Here is a 19,508-nt window from a genome sequence, read left to right as displayed (position 1 = left end):
AACTATGCTCCCCTTCCGCCTCTGGCAGCTGATACGGGCTCGGCCGGAACCTCCACTTCGCGCAGGATCTGCTGGACAGCTTCTGCAGCCTGTCCCTCACGCGCTCCCGGTCCGCGATGGAGGACCAGCCGGTGTGCCAATACCGGCCCGGCCACTGCCTTGATATCATCAGGGATGACATAATCCCTGCCTTTAATCAGGGCATAGCCCTGGGACGCACGCAGCAGTGCGAAGCCTGCACGCGGGCTGGCACCGAGCTTGACGGACGGCGCCTTGCGGGTTGCCTCCACAATCTGCATCAGATAAGCCAGCAAATCGTCGCTGATGTTCACTGCCGCTGCCAGGCGCTGTGCCTCCTGAATCTGCCGGGCATCCGCAACTGCGGCTGTGTCCTCCAGCGGATTGTTCAGGCGGAAACGCTGTAGAATCCGCACTCCTTCCTCAAAAGCGGGATATCCCGTCGTTATCCGCAGCAGGAACCGGTCCAGCTGGGCTTCCGGGAGCGGGAAGGTTCCCTGGCTGTCGACCGGATTCTGTGTGGCAATTACAAGAAAAGGAGCTTCCAGCCTATGGGTCACACCGTCGATGGTAATCTGGCGCTCCTCCATGCATTCCAGCAGACTGGATTGCGTCCGCGGAGTAGCACGGTTGATCTCGTCCGCCAGCAGAATGCTGGCAAATACCGGCCCCGGCCGGAATTCAAACTCTCCCGTTTTCTGATTGTAATAATTGATGCCGCTCAGATCAGAGGGCAATAAATCCGGGGTGAACTGGATCCGTTTGAACGGGCAGTCCAGGGAGCGTGCCAGAGTCTTGGCCAGCAGGGTTTTCCCCGTACCGGGCACATCCTCCAGCAGCACGTGGCCGTTGGCCAGCAGCGCTGTTAGCAGCAGGTCTACTCCGGCCTCTTTTCCAACTATAACCTTTGAGAGATTGTTTCGGATTGAGCTGATGAGCCCTCCAGCCTCTTGAATATTCATGAAGCATTCCACCATCCTATCGTCTATAAGGTATGTACTAAAGCTTAATCATACCAGAAAGCGCATCCAAAATATAATAAATAAGTCGCAGCATTCAGCTTGCGGGCTTATTTATCTTGGATTTAAAGAAGGCTGCCACAGAGTAATAGACGGGAATGCATTCAACAGCCAGCCAGAGGATCACCACAAGGTATGAGCTGAAATCCTCATGGTATCTGCTGATGCTGCGGGAATAGAGAAAGGCGATTAGGACCGAGCACAGCGTAAGGCCCGGAACCATCAGCTTCTTCCCCTTCTGCTTGGTCAAATACAGGGCGCATTTGCCGGCCACATAGATCAGGAATGAGCTGTGAATGAACATGGAAGCGGACCAGATACCGATCAGGATGGGGTCCAGATTTCCCAGAATATCATCATGGGATGAGCTGCGCACCATATCGAGGTAAGGATATTGCAGATCTTTTCCCAGATGCGGTCCGAAATTCAGAAGGGTGAGTGCCCACCCGGCCACCACAAGCACAGTCAAAACCACCTCGGAGAACAGCACCTTTTTCAACATATTGGTATTAATCTTTAGCTCCGGTGCCACAAACAGAAATACAACCCACTCTGCAAACCATGAGCTTACTGCAATGGAGCCCTTAAGGGTGGTACCCGGATCAAAGTAGTGGATGAACGCCGGAAGCATCTGGAAATTGGCATATGGCAAAAACAAATACAATGAAAAGAATGTGGTGAGAATCAGCAGCAGAAAAACACCGTCCGCCATATAGACTATCGTAGTTAAACCCTTGGCAGCTGTATAAGCAATGACCGTACCGATTACCAGTTGAATAAAGAGATGAGGGGTCCCCCGCATATAATTCGATCCGAAGAACAGCACAAAATTCTCAATATCATAAGAAGCATAGTAAACACACCAGCCTAACAGCAAAAACACCAGTATACTATGCATCCACTTCCCCATATAATGCTCCCCGAATTGGACCCAGGGCTGCCCGGGCTTCTGCTTCCCTACATAAATCATGAAGAGCAACAGGACAATCGAAAACGCACTGCCTATTAATATTGATGTCCAGCCCTGATATCCTGATTTTGAAACGATGATGGGTATCAGAAAAATGGAGGTTTGAGAGTTGAAATAGACCATGCTGAAACGGAACATCTGCCAGTTGGTTGTACGCATAGGCCCTCCTTATCCCGATCCTTTATTTGCTCGCCCCAAAATCTACAATCTTTAAATCTGATGTTACAACGATCTCGGCCTGGGTATAGTATTCCTTCCAGCGTTCTTTAAGCTTCATCCATTCCCTAGGGTGATTCCATTCCAGCAACATCCCGAGCTGAAGAACATCTGCTCCCGCTTCCTGGGTATGCTCTATTGCTTTTTTCACTTCAGAAGTGAGCCTCTCCTCAAGCTTGCGCCGAATCAGACTGTTATGATCCACTGCCTCGTCCGTAGTATTGTCATCAAAAAGAGTGACACTCGCCTTTCCCTTCAAGCTGATGTGGAAAACAGGCCCTTGTGCCGTCATCCGTACTTTTTTGTTTACAGTGTCACTATAGAAAAGAGCACTGGCCTTTCCTTTGCTTTCCTGCTCGTTCCATATTACAGTGTACATGGGAAGCGACAGATGCCCGGACAGATGTCCGGCGGCCCAGGACAGCGCCCTGCTCTCGTCGCTGTTCAGTGTTCCAGCCATTTTCATGCCGCTGAAAAGCATCACACCCTGGACACCTGCCCATTTCACCGGCTCGCCGAGCTCCTTCTCCTCCGGCTTCTCGCCAAACGAAAGATAGTTCATGGCATATCCCATATTGTTGGACTCCGCGAGCAGACAATCCCGGATGGTTGTGGCGTACGTCAGATTCAGCTCGGAAAAGTTTCTCAGCACCTGATCCGGCAGCTGCTCGAAGATCGCAGACAATCCGGCTATCTCCTTGGCCTTGCCGGGAGCTGCCATGATGTAGGTACCCATTGGAATCTCCGGCTGCCGCTTGCACCATTCAAGCAGCTCATGTATTCCGTTAGCCGCATACTCTTTGCCAATGACAACCGCTTTTATATGCGAAATTTCCAGCCGGCGGGACAGATCCTTTTGAATCAGAATAATAGCATCCGTAATGGTGTTGGCCGTTTTAGTGACGGTGGAATAGCTTTTACCTTGGGCCGTTCCGGTTTGTGTTCCGGAGACCAGGCGGTTGGGCAGCGGCGTGCTGATGGACAGTTCAACCGTTCCGGGCTCCGCTCCGGCATCCACATACATGCCGAAAATAAACGTCAGTTCATCCATCTCAAACTTGGACCAGCAGCCGGTCAGGCCAAGCATCAGCAGTAGTGCAAGTCCCAGCTTGAACAGCTTCATTTTGTTCTCTGCCTCCTGTCATTTCTACTGCCGGTAAAGGAGGTACTCCGTTTGGTCATGAACGGATTAGGCACACGCAGCAGGGTGTCCTTCCAGTCCTCCAGAATCAGCGGTGCTAACGGCTGCAGGTACGGGGTACCAAACGATTTTAAATGCGTCAGATGCCCGTAAATGATAAATACCGCTACGATAACCCCCAGCAGGCCCATAGTGCCTCCAAGCACCAGCAGCACAAACCGCAGCAGCCGGAAAGTCAGCCCCAGCTCCAGATGGGGAATAATGTACGACGCAATCCCGGTTATCGAGACGACAATAACCATCGGGGCAGACACTATGCCCGCCTGCACCGCCGCCTGCCCGATGACAATACCTCCGATAATGGAAACGGTCTGTCCGACAGGCTTCGGAATCCGTGTGCCGGCCTCTCTTAACGCCTCAAAGGTAAGCTCCATGATGAGGGCTTCCGTAAGGGCAGAGAAGGGAATGTTTTCACGTGCAGCCGCAATCGTCAGCAGTAAGTCGGACGGGATAATCTGCGAATGAAATGTAGTAACCGCGACGTAAAAGGCCGGCAGCACCATGGAAATCAGCGAGAAGAAAAAGCGGACAAGCCGGATCCAGCTTGCTGCGTAAAAGCTTTGATAGTAATCTTCCGACGACTGCAGCAGCGATAAAAGAGTCACCGGCGTCAGCAGCGCAGAAGGAGTACCGTCCTGCATAATGCCGACACGGCCCTCCATCAGCGAGGCAGCCACAGAGTCGGGACGCTCCGTATACTGGAATACCGGAAATGGCGAGAATTTGCCCTGTTTGATATGCTCAGCGATGTAGCTGATGCCTAGTACGCCGTCCATATTCAGATTAACCAGAACCTCCTCTATTTCAGCGAGGATTTCCGGCTTGTAGAGGCCTTCAATATAGACCAGGTACACGTCGGTCTTTGTGTATTTCCCGAGAGAAAAATGCTTGGTTTTCAGGTCAGCATGCTTGATCTTGTGGCGCAGCAGCGACAGATTGGTGGCCACATCCTCAATGAAGGCCTCCTGGGGACCGATTACGACCAGCTCATTCTGCGACTCGGAGACCGCTCTTTTCTGATAATGGGTGATCTCGAAGTAGTACAGAAACGGCAGCCCTTCAATGCAGAGCACGGCATTGCCGCTGACTGCCAGCTCCACCGCCCTGTCTATCTCATATACCTTGATATAGGGAATGGCAAAGGCTGAACCGTGATCCAGCCGCTTTAGAAAGCCGGACCAGTCCGGCTCTCCATTGGCCTCGGACTTCAGCGGGGAAGCGACAAATTCCTGCAGGCTGAGGGTATCCACGATAGACGGGATATAGACCAGCATGCAGGGATGCCCGTGAATGTTAATAGACTGGTATACAGCATCGCTGCAGCCATGCAGCTGCTCCTGTATGGCATCCAGAACGCTTTCCGCCATTTCTTCCCGCCTCCTCCGGATAAATGGTGAATCTGACTTAGTTTGCCTGAATATAAGGCTTTAATTCCTGCAGCAGCTCCTGCAGTCTGGCCGAGCTGTCCCCGTACATTTGCTTTGCCTCCTGATTGCTGGTAGACAGGCTGAACAGCTCCAGATCCGCTTCGCATTTTTTGAGGAGGGCATAGAGCTGCGGCTTGTCCTGGGGCTGCGGCACCTGCACCTTGTCGGCATACAGATCAACCGTCAGCTCCCCGTAGGAATCCACCTGCCCCAGAAAAACATTCTCCACCGTAAGACCCTGCTTTTCCAGCTCCCCCTTCAGCCAGTTGCGCGACAAATTGAGATCATCCAGCGGTTTATCCAGTATTTTGCCGTCCATGATGACTGCCTGCGTCTCCTTTTCAGGCGCCACCTTCATCCCCAAATCCTTGGGGGTCAGCGGTTGGTTTTCCTTTTTAAGCAGAACATTAACGGCACCGTCCGACTCCATAATCGCAAACTCCACATTGGCCACCGTAAAAACATCCTTCTTGCGCAGCTCCTCCAGCAGCTCATCCGTAGTCAGCTTTTCTTTACGCAGCGTATCCTCCATAATCTTGCCGTCCTTGATCAGTACGCTTGATTTGAAGTCAATGAAATCACGGGCCTTTTTGCTTTTAATCTGCAGATATTCGATCCCCAGAGAAAAGGCCACCCACACGATCAGGGCAATTATCCCCAGATGCCATGTCTTGTCCGTATCCAGCGAAATATAAGCTGCCACACTACCTATGGTAATTCCCGTAATATACTCAAAAAAAGAAAGCTGTGAAACCTGTCTTTTGCCAAGCAGCTTGGTCAAAAAGAACAAGACCACAACAGCAAATATAGTTCTTACAATGACCTCTAGCCATTCCGGCATGCTGATCCCCCCGTAAATTCCAGTTATGTTCGTGCTTGTGCTTATTCATTATTTGTCAAAAGAGGGGGGAATTACTCGCTTTCCATCCAACTTCTGATGATTCCTCAACCTTTTTTTACTGTACATGCTGCTTAAAATTACCTGAATTGCCTGCGGTCAGGCCGTTAATACTAGTTGACAGTCAATTGTAAATCTAGAGATGTGGAGGGAAACAAATTATGACTGTTGCTTCGCAAGTAAAAACCTGTCTGTCTTCGCTGAAGAGTGCCCAGGCCAGCCTCGAGCAGTTTGCAATGGAAACCCAGAATGAGGAAGCCAAAACCCTGTTTACCAGTGCAGCTGAACAGACCCAGCAGATTGTTACGCAGGTTGAAGGCCGGGTAGCCCAGCTGGAGAAGGAAGAGCCGCAGTACAGAGGCTTCTAACCTGATTCGGGTGTAAAAAAGAGGCCGTCCCCCCTGCAGCATCTGCAGAACACGGGACAGCCTCTTTGTCATTATCATTATCGCCTAGATTCCGGCTTCCTGCCGCAGCGCTTGGCCTGTGTGGTTCAACAAGCTGGCGATTTCCAGCTTGCGGCCCGTCCTGGCACTCTCCAGTGCACCGAAGACCATAGCCATACTGTAAATATTGTCGCGGCAGTCCGTTTCAGCCGGGCGCTGCTCCTGGAGCGACTGGAACATTTCGCGAAGGCAGCCGTGATGGAAAGTCTCTTCCATCGGTATCTCCGCCCCCTCAACCCGGTCATAATTACGCAGGAACTGATCAGCATCTCCGCTGTCCCGGACTACCTCGGCATAAGGCATTCCTGTCCCATCCCACAGGATAGCACCGCGTTCACCCTGCACCCGCCAGGAAGCCTCCCAGGAGGTCGGGGCCCCTTCGGCACACCATGATCCCTGATAACAAAAGACGGAGCCGTCCGACATCTCAAAAATACAGACAGCCGCGGCATTGCCGGCATACCAGGAGCCTGGAGGATTGAACTCCTGGCAGTACACGGTAACCGGGTCTGCTCCGCTGATGAACCGTGCCTGGTCAAAGGTATGAATCGCCATATCCAGCAGCAGCGGGCTGTCCATGGCATCCCGGAAACCGCCGAAATGCGGCGCCAGGAAAAAGCTTGCACCCACATAACCAATCCGGCCGATCGTACCGGCTTCAGCCAGCCCTTTAAGCGAGCGGATGCGCGGGTCATAGCGGCGGTTCTGCATAACCGCATGTGAGCGGCCGGTCCGTCCGGCAACCGCTACAATCTCGCTGCACTGCTCCAGCGATTCCGCCAGTGGCTTCTCACTGAACACGTTGCAGCCCAGCTCAAGCGCAGAAGAAGCAATTTGATAATGACTTGAGGGAACGGTCACATCAATTACCAGATTCGCTCCAGTCTCCAGTATTGCCTGCTTAATATCCGTAAACGCAGCTGCGGAAAGACCGTGCTTGCCGGCCATTGCTTCAGCTGCCTCCAGCCGGATATCCACCAGAGCTACAATTTCTGTATCCGGCCGCTTTAAAGCATAACTGATCCATTCATTAGACATGGCTCCGCAGCCGGCCACCGCCACCCGATATTGTGCTGTCATCTTAAGCCTCCTTTAGACCGGATTGGGGACAAAGCTGCCGCCCCGGCACGATTTCAGATAGTTCAGCGCATGAACCTGTCCGGTCATTTCCAGATGGTCACGGTAAACCGGGTCATGCCAGCCTTCAATGTCAATGGTGCCCTTGTATCCGGCCTGACGAAGGATGCTGATCACATCGGTCCAGTTGGTATCCCCGAAGCCCGGAGTGCGGTGCCACACATAGTCCTTGGGTCCGTGGATGCCATATTCCTTCACGATGTCCCAGGCAATTGTTGCGTCTTTTCCGTGTACATGGAATATCTTATCCGTCCATTTGCGCAGCTGCGGAATGGGATCAATCAGCTGTACCATCTGATGGCACGGCTCCCATTCCAGGCCGATATTGTCAGCCGGTACGGCATTGAACATCTTCTCCCAGGCGGTAGGGTTGTGTGCAATGTTCCAGTCGCCGGTCTTCCAGCTGCCGTCCATGGAACAATTTTCAAAAGCGATTCTGACTCCTTTATCTGCCGCTCTTTTGGTCAGCTCTCCGAATACTTCAGCAAATTTGGGCAGTGATTCATCTATGGACAGGCCGGTCAGACGTCCGGTGAAACCGTTTACGATATCGGTCCCGAATAAATGGGCATGATCAATCAGCCGTTCCCAGCTTGCCAGTGTATCTGCATTATCGCCGGTGCCGGTTAGCGGATTGCCGAATACCCCGATCGCTGAAATGACAAACTGGTGCTCCTCAGCCAGCTCCCGCACCCGCGCTGCCGTGTCTGCCAGATCCGTCTTGCCTGTAGTCTGCCAGAAGGTCAGGCTGTAGGATTCAAAGCCGTGACGTGCAATCTGAGGAATCACTCTTACTGCGTCTCCTCCTCCGACCAGTGTACCGATTCTCAATGTATCTTCCATCTTGTCTACCACTCCAATATTGGTTTATAGTTAACTGAATAAACCAAGTATAAGGCTCATTATAAGCAAAATCTCTCCTTATCTTGTGCTAATATAGCTGAATCTTGTGGGAGTTGATACTGGCGTGTCCTATCCGAAAGAGCTCAAGGAATACCCCCAGCTTGAAGAGAAAACCTATCCCTTCCGTGTATTCTTCAACGGTTGCAGGGATGCCCGGCCGGAGCAGAATATCCTGTTCCTGCACTGGCATGAGCATTTTGAAATTATTGTTATGCAAAAAGGCAGCGCTATCTTTCATGTTGACAGCAAGCCATATCATGCTTCGGCGGGCGACGTCATTATTGTGCCTTCCGGCGGGCTTCATGTCGGCTATAGTCTCACAGGCGGAGATATTGATTTTGTATCCATCGTGTTCCATGCCTCATTGTTCAAGGACAGGAACCAGGACTCCCAGCATGAGCAGTTTGTGGCTCCTTACCTGAATAACCGCTACCAGTTTCCTGTAAAGCCGGCGGATAATCTATCTGCCTGCTCTGCTTACTATACGCTGCTGGAATCAGTGATTCATGAAGTGCAGCTTAAGGGTCCGGCTTTTCAACTGGTGGTCAAGAACCAGCTGCATTTGTTCTTTACCCTGTTGGCCCGCTCCTTTCCCCCGCAGCAGGTGGAGGGCAGGCAGCAGAGTGAACGCTATTCGGTCAACCGGGAGCGCTTTAAGCCGCTGCTGGAGTATCTGGACAGCCATTATGACGAGAAAATCAGCATCGAATTTGCAGCAAAGTTCGTAAATCTTAACCCCTATCATTTCTGCAAAACATTCAAAAAGCTGACCGGCCGCACCTTCATCGATTACGTGAACCTGTGCAGGGTAAATGAGGCCGAACGTCTGCTGCTGGAGACGGATCATACCATTACTGAAATTGCCGGCAAAGTAGGCTGTGACAACCCCAATTATTTCACTAAGCTGTATAAGCAATATAAAGGGATAACGCCTTCTGCGGCGAGAAAATAATGGACTTTTCAGCTCAAAAAGAGCACCATTCGGCAGTTGTGAATGGTGCTCTTTCCTATTGCATATATGCGGTTACTCCATCAGTTCAATCCTCCGGACGGTGGCCTGGGCTGGCAGCGAATCCAGAACAGTTCCCGTCCCCCAGATGTGCACCTGCTGTCCCTTTTCTAGTCCGGCAAACTCTATTTTTTGCCCGGCAGCATCATACAGCTCCGAGCGGCCATTGAAGGAGAACCAGTAGGTCGGGTCCTCTTTACCCGGTTCCAGGATCAGAATACTGTCCACAGTCCCTGACTTCACTTCAACAATAGTTCCGGTTACACTCGGCTCCCCCAGTTCCTGCACCTCAAAGCGCAGCATTCCGGGATCAATCAGCTTATTCAGGGTCTGTTCGGCAGCCTCCAGGTAATCGTCGGGTACGGTAATGCCAAGCTTATTCTGCTTGACATCAATCCATGAACCGTAGAGATTAAGCTGATTATGCAAATCCTTGTCTGCCAGCAATTTCTGTGCTGCTTCAAGCTCACCGGCAGAATATTTCACATCGTGCAGAATATAGCTGCCGGAGGTGAATTTTTCGGCAAAATGCTGCTCAAGCCCGCTGTCGAGCCCCACAATATTTATATGGACCAGATTGTCCTCCAGATATATATCCCCGTTAAGTATGCTTTCCTCTGTCAGGAAGAGCTGTACCTTCTCGGGATCAGCCGCAACCGTTCCTGCGGATGGAGATAGTGCCCCTTGTGCCGGCGCCGGAGAAGAGCTTGCAGCAGGTGAAGCCGTGCTGGTCACATCCCCTGCATCTGTGCAGCCTGCAAGCAGCAGGCTAATCAGACCAAAGCCGATTCCTGCCATTTTCCATCTGGACATATTCAGCCGCCTTTCCATGATTTCTACTTCTCTAAACGCGCTGAATCATGGAAAGGTTGCTGCTGACAGGTAAACGCTGATTTGTCCCCAAGGTCTGCTGTCTACATCTCAGATACCTGAACCCAGCGCCGTTCCTCAATCGAGCGCTCTACTGCTTCCAGCACTGCCTGGCATTTCACGCCGTCATTAAAATTCGGCTCCGGCTGGCGGTCTTCGGCGATGGCCGAGGACAGCTCCAGCATTTCATGGATGAACGTATGCTCGAAGCCGATCGTATGGCCCGGCGGCCACCAGGCCTCCGCATAATCATGCGCCGGATCCGTAGCGAGCACACGGCGGAAGCCCTGTACATCCTCAGCGTCAGAAGTAAGATAGACCTCCAGCTCATTCATCCGCTCGAAGTCGAATTTCACGCTGCCCAGGCTGCCGTTGATTTCAAAAGCATTCGTCGAACGGTGCCCTGCAGCAAACCGTGTAGCCTCAAAGCTCCCGATAGCTCCGCCGTTGAAGCGGGCAAGAAACAGTGTCGCATCATCTACAGTGACAGGACCTCTCGGCGCATCCTTCCCGGCTCTCGCGCTGAGTCCGGTCATTTCTGAGGCCAGCGGGCGCTCCTTGACGAACGTTTCGCTCATCCCGATTACCTCCTGAACATCTCCAACCAGGAAATGCGCCAGATCAATCAGATGGGCGCCCAGATCCCCGTGTGAACCGGAGCCGGCTACCTCCTTCTGCAGCCTCCAGACGAGCGGAAATTCCGGATCCAGAATCCAATCCTGCAAAAACCAGGCGCGAAAATGATAGATTTGCCCGAGCCGTCCGCTCTCGATCAGCCTTTTCGCCAGCCGTACTGCAGGTGAGAAGCGGTAATTGAAGCCAATCATATGTTTAACACCGGCTGCGTCCGCTGCTTCCAGCATCTCACGTGAATCTGCCAGATTCAGCGCCAGCGGTTTTTCACAGAAAATATGCTTGCCCGCCTTAGCCGCTGCCAGAGCAATTTCCTTATGGGCGTTGCTTGGCGCATTGATATCAATAAGGTCGATATCTTCTCTTGCGACCAGCTCTTTCCAGTCAGTGACACTCTCGGACCATCCCAGCTGGCCGGCTGCCGCGGACACCGCCTCTTCATTGCGGCCACAAATGACTGCCATCTCAGGCTTCAGCGCCTGCGGAAAAAACATCGGCAGACTGCGGTACGCATTGCTGTGCGCCTTGCCCATAAACTTGTAACCGATCATTCCAATGCGAAGCTGTTTCATCTAACTCCTCCTTGAATGAATTCGCTTTCATATGAAACTTTTAATATTGTACCATATCCAGTCTGTCACAATCATCACCCCGGCTCTTGCCTCAGCCAATCCTGCGCATGCTTAAGAAATCTGCGGGTTGCAGGCGAAGCATATTTTAGTGAATGAACAGCTATTCCCAGCGAACGAAAGCTGCGCTCCTCCAGCTCCAGCATGGCTACATTATGGTTCTGGCGGGTGATGATCATTTCCGGCAGGATACTGATGCCCAGCCCGTTCTCCACCATGGCAATAATCGCCGAATCGTCGCCTACCGTAAATTTTATATTCGGCTTGATCCCCGCCTTGTCCAGCACCCGTCTCGCATCATAATCGGAGCCCGGCTTCTGGATGATAAAGTCTTCATGGGCGATCTGTGCAAGCGGCATATAGGGAGCATTCGACAGCGGGTGCTCCTTGGAGAGAACCGCGAGCATGCGGTCCTGCTTCAGCGGAAACACCTCGAATTTGTCCCGCGTCGGCAAAGAGATGAATCCGCAGTCAATCATTCCCGACTCGATCCACTGTTCAATTTCGTAGTACCCTCCTTCCATCAGCTTGAACTCGATATACGGATACTCCTTGCGGAATTCCTTAATCATACCCGGCAGCCAATATACAGACACGCTGGTGAAGGTACCGATCGTAATCGTCCCTGTCTCAAGGCCGTGAATATCGGCAACCTGCTGCTTAAGCTGCTCATTCCACTTGAGGATTTCCCGCATCGCCGGAACCACCTGCTCCCCACCCCCCGTCAGCCTTACACCGGAACGGCTTCTAAGCAGTAAAGGGAAACCAAACTCATTTTCCAGGCTGCTGATGGTGTGGCTGATTCCCGACTGCGTAAAACCCAGCACTTCAGCCGCTCTTGTTAAACTCCCCAGCTCCACTACGCTCAAGAAAACCTCATATTTGTTTAGACTCAAAAAAATCAGCTCCTGTACCATCTATGAATTTCTCTCATATATCCCATGATAAACATTCAGTTAACTTATGTATTTGGCAGTATTATACTATACTCACACGATAAGAAAAAGGATGCTGATGATACGAATGAAGCCGCTTAAGGCCGAGCTGCTGCTCATAATGGTAACGCTGATCTGGGGTTCCTCCTACATTTTTATGAAAATGGGCCTTGATTCTATGGGAGAGTTTAATCTGATCGCTCTGCGTTTCGGTCTCGCCTTCATACTGGCAGCAATTCTGTTTCATAAACGGCTGCGCAGCATCAATCTGCAGACGATAAAATACGGGGCATTATTAGGATTTCTGCTCCTCGGCGTGTTTACCTGCATCACCTTCGGGCTTCAGACAACCACAACCTCCAATGCCGGTTTCCTGGTTGCGCTGACCGTAGTGTTTGTACCGCTGTTAGAAGTCCTTGTTTTCCGCAAAAAAGTAGCCCCGCCGCAGATTTTTGGCGCTGTTCTTGCAATCGCAGGCATCGGGCTGCTCACGCTGAACGGCTCACTGCATATCCGGCCCGGTGATTTCCTCTGCATTCTGGCCGCCCTGTTCTATGCCGTGCAGATTCTGGTCACGTCCAAAGCCGTCAAGCGCTGTGACTCCCTGAATATCGGTATTCTTCAGCTAGGGTTTGCAGGCGGCTATGCGCTGGTATTATCCGCTATATTTGAAACACCTGCTCTGCCGTCCTCCATGCCCGGCTGGATTGCTATTCTGGCTCTCGGAATTCTCTGCAGCGCCTGCGGGTTCATTCTGCAGCCCGTTGCCCAGCAGTACACGACTCCGACACGCACCGGGCTCATCTTCTCACTGGAGCCGGTATTCGCCGCTTTCTTCGGCTACTGTTTCGCGGGGGAGCAGCTGTCGATGCAGGGCTATGCCGGCGCTGCTCTGGTAATGCTGGGTATAGTCGCTTCCGAGCTGCTGGGCAAAATGCCTGCAGCACCTCACCCGCTGCGCGGCTTCAAGAAGCGCAGGGCAGATTTATAGAATATTACACGAACAGCCCCGGCAGGAAACCTCCGGGGCTGTTTTTAATATCCAATTCGATCAGGGAATCTGCACTTACTGCTGACCTGCTACTGCCTTCTCAGCCGCAGCCGGTGCAAGCTTCAGCCCGGTTAATTTACCGGTACTGTCTACTATCAGCGTCAATACAGCCTCTGACGCAGAGAAGGTCAGTGTGCTCTGAATAATGAATGTACCCTCTTTCCACTCACTGACAGCTGATTTAACCCCGAGATAGTTCCCTGCAACGCCAGCAACCTGCTCCCAGTTCTGCCGGATCACCGGCAGGGCAAGAGCCTGACTGCTGCTGCCTCCGATATACCTTTTTTGCAGCTCCTCATACTGGCCTGTTGCAAGCAACGTAGTCACTGCTCCAGCTGTTACTTCAGGCGAATAAATCTCTACCCGATTATCTGCCGGATTGTATCCGGCAATCAGTCCGAGTGAGGTCAGAAAAGACAGCGGCACATACAGCCGTCCCTGTCTGGTTTCAATTGAGCCTTCGTAAGATACCTTTTGCTTGTCGGCCAGCAAGATTTCCCGGCTGCTTAGCTTAAATTCGATCACTTCGTTGACCCGGCTTAATTTTACCGTACCTGTACTTCCTTCATAAGTGATTTTGTACTTCAGCACCTCAGCGACTTCCCGCAAGGGTACCAATACATTCGCACCGTTCTTGTAGGTAGACGAATCTGCCAGCTGCAGGGCTTGTCCGTTAACAACAACACTCAGGCTTGCGGCTGCTTTTGCCTCATTTACCGTCCATAACCCTGTTCCTGCTGCCAATAACAGAATACTGAGGATAACGGCTGCGACTCTGCTCTTCATCCTGATCACACCTCTCCTGTATTAGAATTATTATGCACGCTGCCTGCAGGGAATAGTCTTATAGTTAACAATAACCGATTCCCCGGCAGTAGTAACCTGTTTCGTGTAAAACAAGCTCAGGTAGAGTATTAAAATTCTATTCTTTAAGGACGAGTGTATTGTACATAAGGGATAGATATGATAAATTCTTACTTAGTGATAATGATTATCATTATTAATTAGAAAGGGGTTCATCATGTCTACTTTGAAAAAATACAGTTCATTGCTGTGCACCGCGATTCTCATTGTTTTGCTGCTGGCCGCCTGCGGCAGTAATACCAATACCAGCTCGGAGGCTGCTAATGCATCAGCTACAGCAAATCCGGCACAATCTACAGAACCCGCTGCCACAACCACAGCCCAGACTGCCGGCACCGGCAAAATCCGGAGCTTTACAGATGCCAAGGACCGCCAGATTGAGATTCCGGCCGAGCCGCAGCGGATTGTCTATATCGGCAGTGATCCCGGTGATCTGCTCGCCCTGGATGTGAAGCCGGCCGGAGCCAGTCTCAGCGTTATCGGGTCACAGGTCGCCTACCCGGATCTGCTCGAAGGAATCGAGGATGTCGGTTATCCCCCGTCACTAGAGAAGATAGTGGCTTTGAATCCTGACCTGATCCTTTTTAATGACTGGGATGAATCGGCTATAGAATCGGTTTCTGCTATTGCTCCGACGGTAGTAATCGGTGAAGGAGGCACTTTTGAACGGCTGCGGCAGATAGCGGATGCACTCGGCAAACAGGAGCTGGCGGAGCAGAAAATAACGGAATATGAAACCAGGGCAGCGGCGGTCAAGGATCAGCTGAAGCTGGATCTCGGCTCCGGAGACACGGCTACCATCTATCTGCAGCTTGGCAAGACACTCTATGTTATGGGTCATCAGGGAATTTCAGTATCTCTGTATGATATGCTGGGCTTCAAGCCGTCCGCTAAAGTTCAGGAGATGATTGACAAAGACGAGCGGTTTGCGGAGATATCGGCTGAGGTTCTGGCTGAATATGCCGGAGACGAGGTGTTTGTACTCGGTGATGAGACTGCGGAGACCGCCGCCGCAATGCAGGAACTAACGGAGGGTCCGATTTGGAAGACCATTCCTGCGGTGAAGAATGGCCATGTGTATGTTACAGACAGCAAATGGAACTTTGATGATCTGATAACCCGGACACGCCTGCTTGAGGAGCTGCCCGTGTTGATGGCTAAACAATAATCCTGCTGAAATATAATGAGTTCTGTTACTCCACATTAAAATCAAAATAGGTTGCCGGATAAGGCTCATTAATCAGTGTAAAATGCCACCATTCCTTGGCATACGGCTTAAATCCCTGCCTCACCATGGCATCCTTCAGGTTTTTGCGGTTCTGATGCTGGGCAGTGCTGACCAATGTGGTATTGTAATAAGAAATGTCACCAAAGAAATCATACGGGCTGCCCATATCCACCAGGGTGCCCGTTTTTTTATCGGCCAGCGTCAGATCGATGGTACTGCCTCTCGAATGCCCCGATTTCCTGGAAATGAACCCCAGCTTGAACAGGTTACGCTTATCGAGCTCAGGATAATACAGGGCCTTATTCTTAACATCTGAAGTATCCAGGGACCAGGCAACAAAACGGTTTACTGCCTTTTGCGGACGGTACGCATCATAGATTCTTAGAATGTAACCTTTCGCAGAAAGATCATCACTTACCTTTTTCAGGGCATTTGCCGCTTTGGAGGTAGCGATAGCTAATGGAGCTTTATATCCGCTGACCGGTGCGCCGGTAAAGTTATATTTGCCGTAATAGCGGATTTGATATTGCGCTTCCGGAATAATCTCATCAAGATATACGAAGCCGGAGGGCAGCTTGTCCTTCTTGACAACATTGTTGATTGCCGGTTTCCACGCTGTATCCTGGCCGGCTGCGGCCTGTGCCGATGCCTGATTCGTAGTCAAAACTGATAGCAGCGCTGCAATGACAATCGGGCTTAACATACTAAGCTTTTTCCTGTAAAAAATCTGCTTCATGCCTGATGCTGCCCCTTCCTTTATTCCATTTCTAAATAACGGTCAATATATGATTGTACTTCCTCTGTTAGCTGGTTACCGCTGTTATCAAGCAGCTTCAGAAGCTGCTCAATCATTTGGAGAAGACCGCTGCTTCCTGTACCGTTGGCTACAGCGTCTTCATATGCTTGTCTAAGCTTGGGATCCAGAACAGACGGACCGCCGTACTCGGCATTGTCATAGGCCGGCGTATTGCTGGAACCATATAATAATCTGGCTTTTGCACCCCATAATTTGAGCTTAACCGCTTCGCGCCTGTTGGATACTTGATACCTATCTATAAACTTCTCCATTTCCGATGCTCTGCTTAACAGCTCCTTCCAGCTTATCGTAAGCGCAGCATCAGAAATAGTGCCTTTGTTGGATTCGGCAGCCATGATGCCGATGTAATCTGCAATGTCATTGCTTACATAAGGTTTGAACTGCTTGAAGCCCTCATAATGTATTACCGGGTAATAGACCCCTTCACTGGTTCTGATTGAATATCCCTGATCCCTGTATGTTACCAGTTGAATGTTAAGCTTTTTATTGGTTACATTTTTTAGTAATGCTGTATAGGTCAGTCCGCCTTTAAGGTAGGCAGTGTCCATTGCCTGACGGAATTCCTCTGTATACAGCCGCTCCCTGCTTCTATCCAGTTCGGCCTTTAGTGCATTCTCCAGCTGCAGGACCATCACCGTAGCGTGCCAGCGTCCGGCTTCATCAATATGGTTAATCAGGTATTTGCGGGCTTGCCCAAGAGTCGAAGGCTTCCGGATCAGGCTTTGAAAGTGATTGTAAACATTAGTTTGCTTCTCTGCTTGCAGGGCGTTCGCCTGCTGGGGCACTTCTACGGCAAGACCTGTACCTGTAACAAGCATGATGGAGCAGCCAAGAACTATAAACCGTTTCGCCTGCTTAATCGTTCTCTTACTAACATTCATAAGCCTCATTTTCATCCTCCCGGCTGATTAGTATACGATTTCATTATAAAGTTGGGCACTAAAAAAAGACATATCCATTTACGGATATGTCTTTAAAAATTGATTATTTTTGGATACTTGCCAATAAACGATTAGTGCATCGGTGCCTGTGTCTTATGCTGTACAACTACACGTTTAATGAAGAATGCTACGATCAGGCCGATAACGGCCATCACCATTCCGAATACAAAAGCATTTTGCACCCCGTGGGTGAAAGCAGCCAGCGCATTCAGCGGATTCGTAGTGTCTGTTACTGTCTCCATGTAGCTCTTCGTACCTGAAGTCATGATGCTTACAGCGAGCGCAGTACCGATTGCACCAGCTACCTGCTGCAGCGTGTTCATGATTGCCGTGCCGTCAGGATAATACTGCAGAGGCAACTGATTGATTCCGTTGGTCTGTGCAGGCATCATAATCATCGAAATACCGATCATCAGCGCGCTGTGCAGCACGATTACGAAAATCACGGTGGATGTAGCTGTAATGCTGGAGAAGAACCACAGCGTCACTGCAACAACGACCAGACCCGGAATGACAAGCCATTTCGGACCGTATTTATCGAATAGGCGGCCCATGATCGGAGACATCAGACCGTTAATGATTCCGCCCGGCAAAAGCAAAAGACCTGCCTTGAAGGCCGAGTAGCCCTGGCCCTGCTGGAGATACATCGGAAGAATCAGCATGGAGGACAGAATAATCATCATGCAGATAAAGATCATCAGTACAGCTACCGTAAACATCGGGAATTTAAAAGCACGCAGGTTAATCATCGGCTGTTTCATCGTCATCTGGCGGATGACGAACAGCACAAGTGCAATCACACCTACAGCAATTGCAGCAATAACCTTGGTACTGCCCCAGCCGCCTTCTTCACCGGCGCTGCTGAATCCGAATACGATACCGCCAAATCCGGCGGAAGACAGGATAATCGACAGTACATCAATCTTTGGCTTGGTAACCTCAGATACATTTTGCATAAAGAAAATACCGCAAATCAGGGAAATGACCAGGAACGGCAGGGACAGCCAGAAAATCCAGTGCCAGGTCAGGTTGGAAATCAGCAGACCGGCAATGGTTGGTCCGATCGCAGGCGCAACCATGATTACAAGACCGATAAGGCCCATCGCTCCGCCTCTTTTTTCAGGCGGGATAATAACCAGTATGGTGTTGAACATCAGCGGCAGCAGTAATGCTGTACCCATTGCCTGCACCACACGTGCAAGCAGCAGAACCTCAAAGGTCGGTGCCATTGCGGCAATAAAGGTTCCTAAGATCGAGAAGCATAACGCGGCTACAAACAGCTGTCTGGTTGTGAACCATTGAAGCAGCAGGCCCGAAATCGGAACGAGAATTCCCAGGGTCAGCAGGTAAGCGGTAGTCAGCCATTGTGCTGTCGACGGGGTAATTTGCAGTATAGTCATTAAATCGGACAGTGCTACATTCAACGCTGTTTCACTGAACATCCCGATAAAGCCGGCGAGCAGCAGAGAAACAAGAATCGGAATTGTTTTAAATTTCTTAACCTCAGGTTGTTGCTTGCCTTGCATTGTTGCTTCCACTCTTGTATCCTCCTGATTTAAATAGTTTCTCTCTCTATCTTTCTTTTTGTTAACCCAGTATGGCCGGTATAACCTGTACCGCCGCAAGCAGCGGCTGTGTACTCTTGTACGTCAGTGCCTGAAGCAGCGCACCCTCATACAGTGACACGACAACAGAAGCCTTATCCGAGGCAATCTGCTCATCAACGCCTTCTTCCAGCAGACGATGCATGATAACATCCCGCCAGTCCTTGAAGACAGATTGGCAGGCTGAGCGCAGTTCGTCACTGACACAGGAGGTTTCAACGGCGACCCAGAAGCTGAACGGAACAAAGCCTTCGAATGAAGTTTCCTCAGCCTTCCTGGCGACTTCCAGTATAAAATCCTGTATCATGGCGGTTGTGCTCGACTGTTTCTCAGCATAATGCCGGAGCAGCTCTGCAACAAATTCACTTGTCCGGCTGATGCAGGTCAATGCCAGCTCCTCTTTGCCGCGGGGAAAGTAATAATATAGCGATCCCTTAGGTGAGTCACTGTCCTTAATAATCTGATTCAGTCCGGTCGCGTGATAGCCCTGTGTAAAAAACAATCTTGAAGCGGTGTCCACAATCGCCTCACGCGTATTGTGCTTGTTCGACAAGCTCAACACTTCCTTTACCTTTTATAACAATCGGTCTATATAATAAAACCATAAATTTAAACAATCTGTCAACAGCAAAAACCTTCAAAATTTATATTTAACCGTCCGTTTACATACTTTGCAGATGCCTCATTAGGAT

General features: G+C 50.8%; 19 protein-coding genes. 4 read left to right on the top strand and 15 right to left on the bottom strand.

Annotated elements, in window-relative coordinates; genetic code table 11:
• Positions 1 to 2 precede the first annotated feature (2 nt).
• From AC4G46_RS15085 to AC4G46_RS15065, 5 genes are all read right to left on the bottom strand, one after another.
• The gene (locus AC4G46_RS15085; RefSeq protein WP_491128646.1) at positions 3 to 980 is read right to left on the bottom strand and encodes an AAA family ATPase; all 978 of its coding nucleotides are present in this window, start codon (positions 978 to 980) and stop codon (positions 3 to 5) included.
• Between the two features lie 94 nt (positions 981 to 1,074).
• The gene (locus AC4G46_RS15080) at positions 1,075 to 2,166 is read right to left on the bottom strand and encodes a GerAB/ArcD/ProY family transporter (RefSeq protein WP_491128645.1); all 1,092 of its coding nucleotides are present in this window, start codon (positions 2,164 to 2,166) and stop codon (positions 1,075 to 1,077) included.
• A 22-nt stretch (positions 2,167 to 2,188) separates the two neighbouring features.
• Positions 2,189 to 3,346: a Ger(x)C family spore germination protein gene (locus AC4G46_RS15075; protein ID WP_491128644.1), complete on the bottom strand. Its 1,158-nt coding sequence runs from the start codon at positions 3,344 to 3,346 to the stop codon at positions 2,189 to 2,191.
• The gene (locus tag AC4G46_RS15070; protein WP_491128643.1) at positions 3,343 to 4,791 is read right to left on the bottom strand and encodes a spore germination protein; all 1,449 of its coding nucleotides are present in this window, start codon (positions 4,789 to 4,791) and stop codon (positions 3,343 to 3,345) included. Before AC4G46_RS15070 ends, AC4G46_RS15075 begins: the two co-directional genes overlap by 4 nt.
• A gap of 37 nt (positions 4,792 to 4,828) precedes the next feature.
• The gene (locus AC4G46_RS15065) at positions 4,829 to 5,692 is read right to left on the bottom strand and encodes a DUF421 domain-containing protein (protein ID WP_491128642.1); all 864 of its coding nucleotides are present in this window, start codon (positions 5,690 to 5,692) and stop codon (positions 4,829 to 4,831) included.
• Positions 5,693 to 5,910: 218 nt separating this feature from the next.
• Between AC4G46_RS15065 and AC4G46_RS15060 the strand changes: the two genes are divergently transcribed.
• Positions 5,911 to 6,117, top strand: coding sequence for a DUF1657 domain-containing protein (locus tag AC4G46_RS15060; protein ID WP_491128641.1), 207 nt, complete (start codon positions 5,911 to 5,913; stop codon positions 6,115 to 6,117).
• 84 nt (positions 6,118 to 6,201) lie between these two features.
• On the opposite strand, the gene AC4G46_RS15055 is transcribed toward AC4G46_RS15060, so the two are convergent.
• Together AC4G46_RS15055 and AC4G46_RS15050 are read right to left on the bottom strand one after the other, a co-directional pair.
• Complete coding sequence (locus AC4G46_RS15055) at positions 6,202 to 7,275, bottom strand: Gfo/Idh/MocA family protein (RefSeq protein ID WP_491128640.1); 1,074 nt, start codon at positions 7,273 to 7,275, stop codon at positions 6,202 to 6,204.
• A 12-nt stretch (positions 7,276 to 7,287) separates the two neighbouring features.
• Positions 7,288 to 8,175: a sugar phosphate isomerase/epimerase family protein gene (locus tag AC4G46_RS15050; RefSeq protein ID WP_491128639.1), complete on the bottom strand. Its 888-nt coding sequence runs from the start codon at positions 8,173 to 8,175 to the stop codon at positions 7,288 to 7,290.
• A gap of 124 nt (positions 8,176 to 8,299) precedes the next feature.
• Here AC4G46_RS15050 and AC4G46_RS15045 point away from each other — a divergent pair, with 124 nt between their 5' ends.
• Positions 8,300 to 9,187, top strand: a complete 888-nt coding sequence (locus AC4G46_RS15045; RefSeq protein WP_491128638.1) for a helix-turn-helix domain-containing protein — start codon at positions 8,300 to 8,302, stop codon at positions 9,185 to 9,187.
• 72 nt (positions 9,188 to 9,259) lie between these two features.
• Here the strand turns inward: AC4G46_RS15045 and AC4G46_RS15040 are convergent, their stop codons facing one another.
• From AC4G46_RS15040 to AC4G46_RS15030, 3 genes are all read right to left on the bottom strand, one after another.
• A complete protein-coding gene (locus tag AC4G46_RS15040; protein ID WP_491128637.1) occupies positions 9,260 to 10,057 on the bottom strand; it encodes a DUF3221 domain-containing protein in 798 nt (265 codons plus the stop codon).
• Positions 10,058 to 10,158: 101 nt separating this feature from the next.
• Complete coding sequence (locus AC4G46_RS15035; protein WP_491128636.1) at positions 10,159 to 11,319, bottom strand: Gfo/Idh/MocA family protein; 1,161 nt, start codon at positions 11,317 to 11,319, stop codon at positions 10,159 to 10,161.
• Positions 11,320 to 11,393: 74 nt separating this feature from the next.
• Positions 11,394 to 12,272: a LysR family transcriptional regulator gene (locus AC4G46_RS15030; RefSeq protein WP_491128635.1), complete on the bottom strand. Its 879-nt coding sequence runs from the start codon at positions 12,270 to 12,272 to the stop codon at positions 11,394 to 11,396.
• Positions 12,273 to 12,399: 127 nt separating this feature from the next.
• Between AC4G46_RS15030 and AC4G46_RS15025 the strand changes: the two genes are divergently transcribed.
• Positions 12,400 to 13,302, top strand: a complete 903-nt coding sequence (locus AC4G46_RS15025) for a DMT family transporter (RefSeq protein ID WP_491128634.1) — start codon at positions 12,400 to 12,402, stop codon at positions 13,300 to 13,302.
• A 75-nt stretch (positions 13,303 to 13,377) separates the two neighbouring features.
• On the opposite strand, the gene AC4G46_RS15020 is transcribed toward AC4G46_RS15025, so the two are convergent.
• Positions 13,378 to 14,148 (bottom strand): stalk domain-containing protein, encoded by a 771-nt coding sequence (locus AC4G46_RS15020; protein WP_491128633.1) that lies wholly within the window; start codon positions 14,146 to 14,148, stop codon positions 13,378 to 13,380.
• Between the two features lie 235 nt (positions 14,149 to 14,383).
• Here AC4G46_RS15020 and AC4G46_RS15015 point away from each other — a divergent pair, with 235 nt between their 5' ends.
• Entirely contained in the window at positions 14,384 to 15,394 is a 1,011-nt protein-coding gene (locus AC4G46_RS15015; protein WP_491128632.1) for an ABC transporter substrate-binding protein, read from the top strand.
• Between the two features lie 25 nt (positions 15,395 to 15,419).
• Here the strand turns inward: AC4G46_RS15015 and AC4G46_RS15010 are convergent, their stop codons facing one another.
• From AC4G46_RS15010 to AC4G46_RS14995, 4 genes are all read right to left on the bottom strand, one after another.
• The gene (locus tag AC4G46_RS15010) at positions 15,420 to 16,190 is read right to left on the bottom strand and encodes a M15 family metallopeptidase (RefSeq protein WP_491128631.1); all 771 of its coding nucleotides are present in this window, start codon (positions 16,188 to 16,190) and stop codon (positions 15,420 to 15,422) included.
• Positions 16,191 to 16,210: 20 nt separating this feature from the next.
• Positions 16,211 to 17,161: a hypothetical protein gene (locus tag AC4G46_RS15005; RefSeq protein ID WP_491128630.1), complete on the bottom strand. Its 951-nt coding sequence runs from the start codon at positions 17,159 to 17,161 to the stop codon at positions 16,211 to 16,213.
• A 122-nt stretch (positions 17,162 to 17,283) separates the two neighbouring features.
• A complete protein-coding gene (locus tag AC4G46_RS15000; RefSeq protein ID WP_491128885.1) occupies positions 17,284 to 18,738 on the bottom strand; it encodes a DHA2 family efflux MFS transporter permease subunit in 1,455 nt (484 codons plus the stop codon).
• Positions 18,739 to 18,799: 61 nt separating this feature from the next.
• Positions 18,800 to 19,369, bottom strand: coding sequence for a TetR/AcrR family transcriptional regulator (locus AC4G46_RS14995; RefSeq protein WP_491128629.1), 570 nt, complete (start codon positions 19,367 to 19,369; stop codon positions 18,800 to 18,802).
• Positions 19,370 to 19,508 lie beyond the last annotated feature (139 nt).

Source organism: Paenibacillus sp. fava2 (assembly GCF_058313675.1).
Note: the sequence above shows the minus strand (reverse complement) of the source record. Positions and strands in the feature narration are given on the sequence as shown.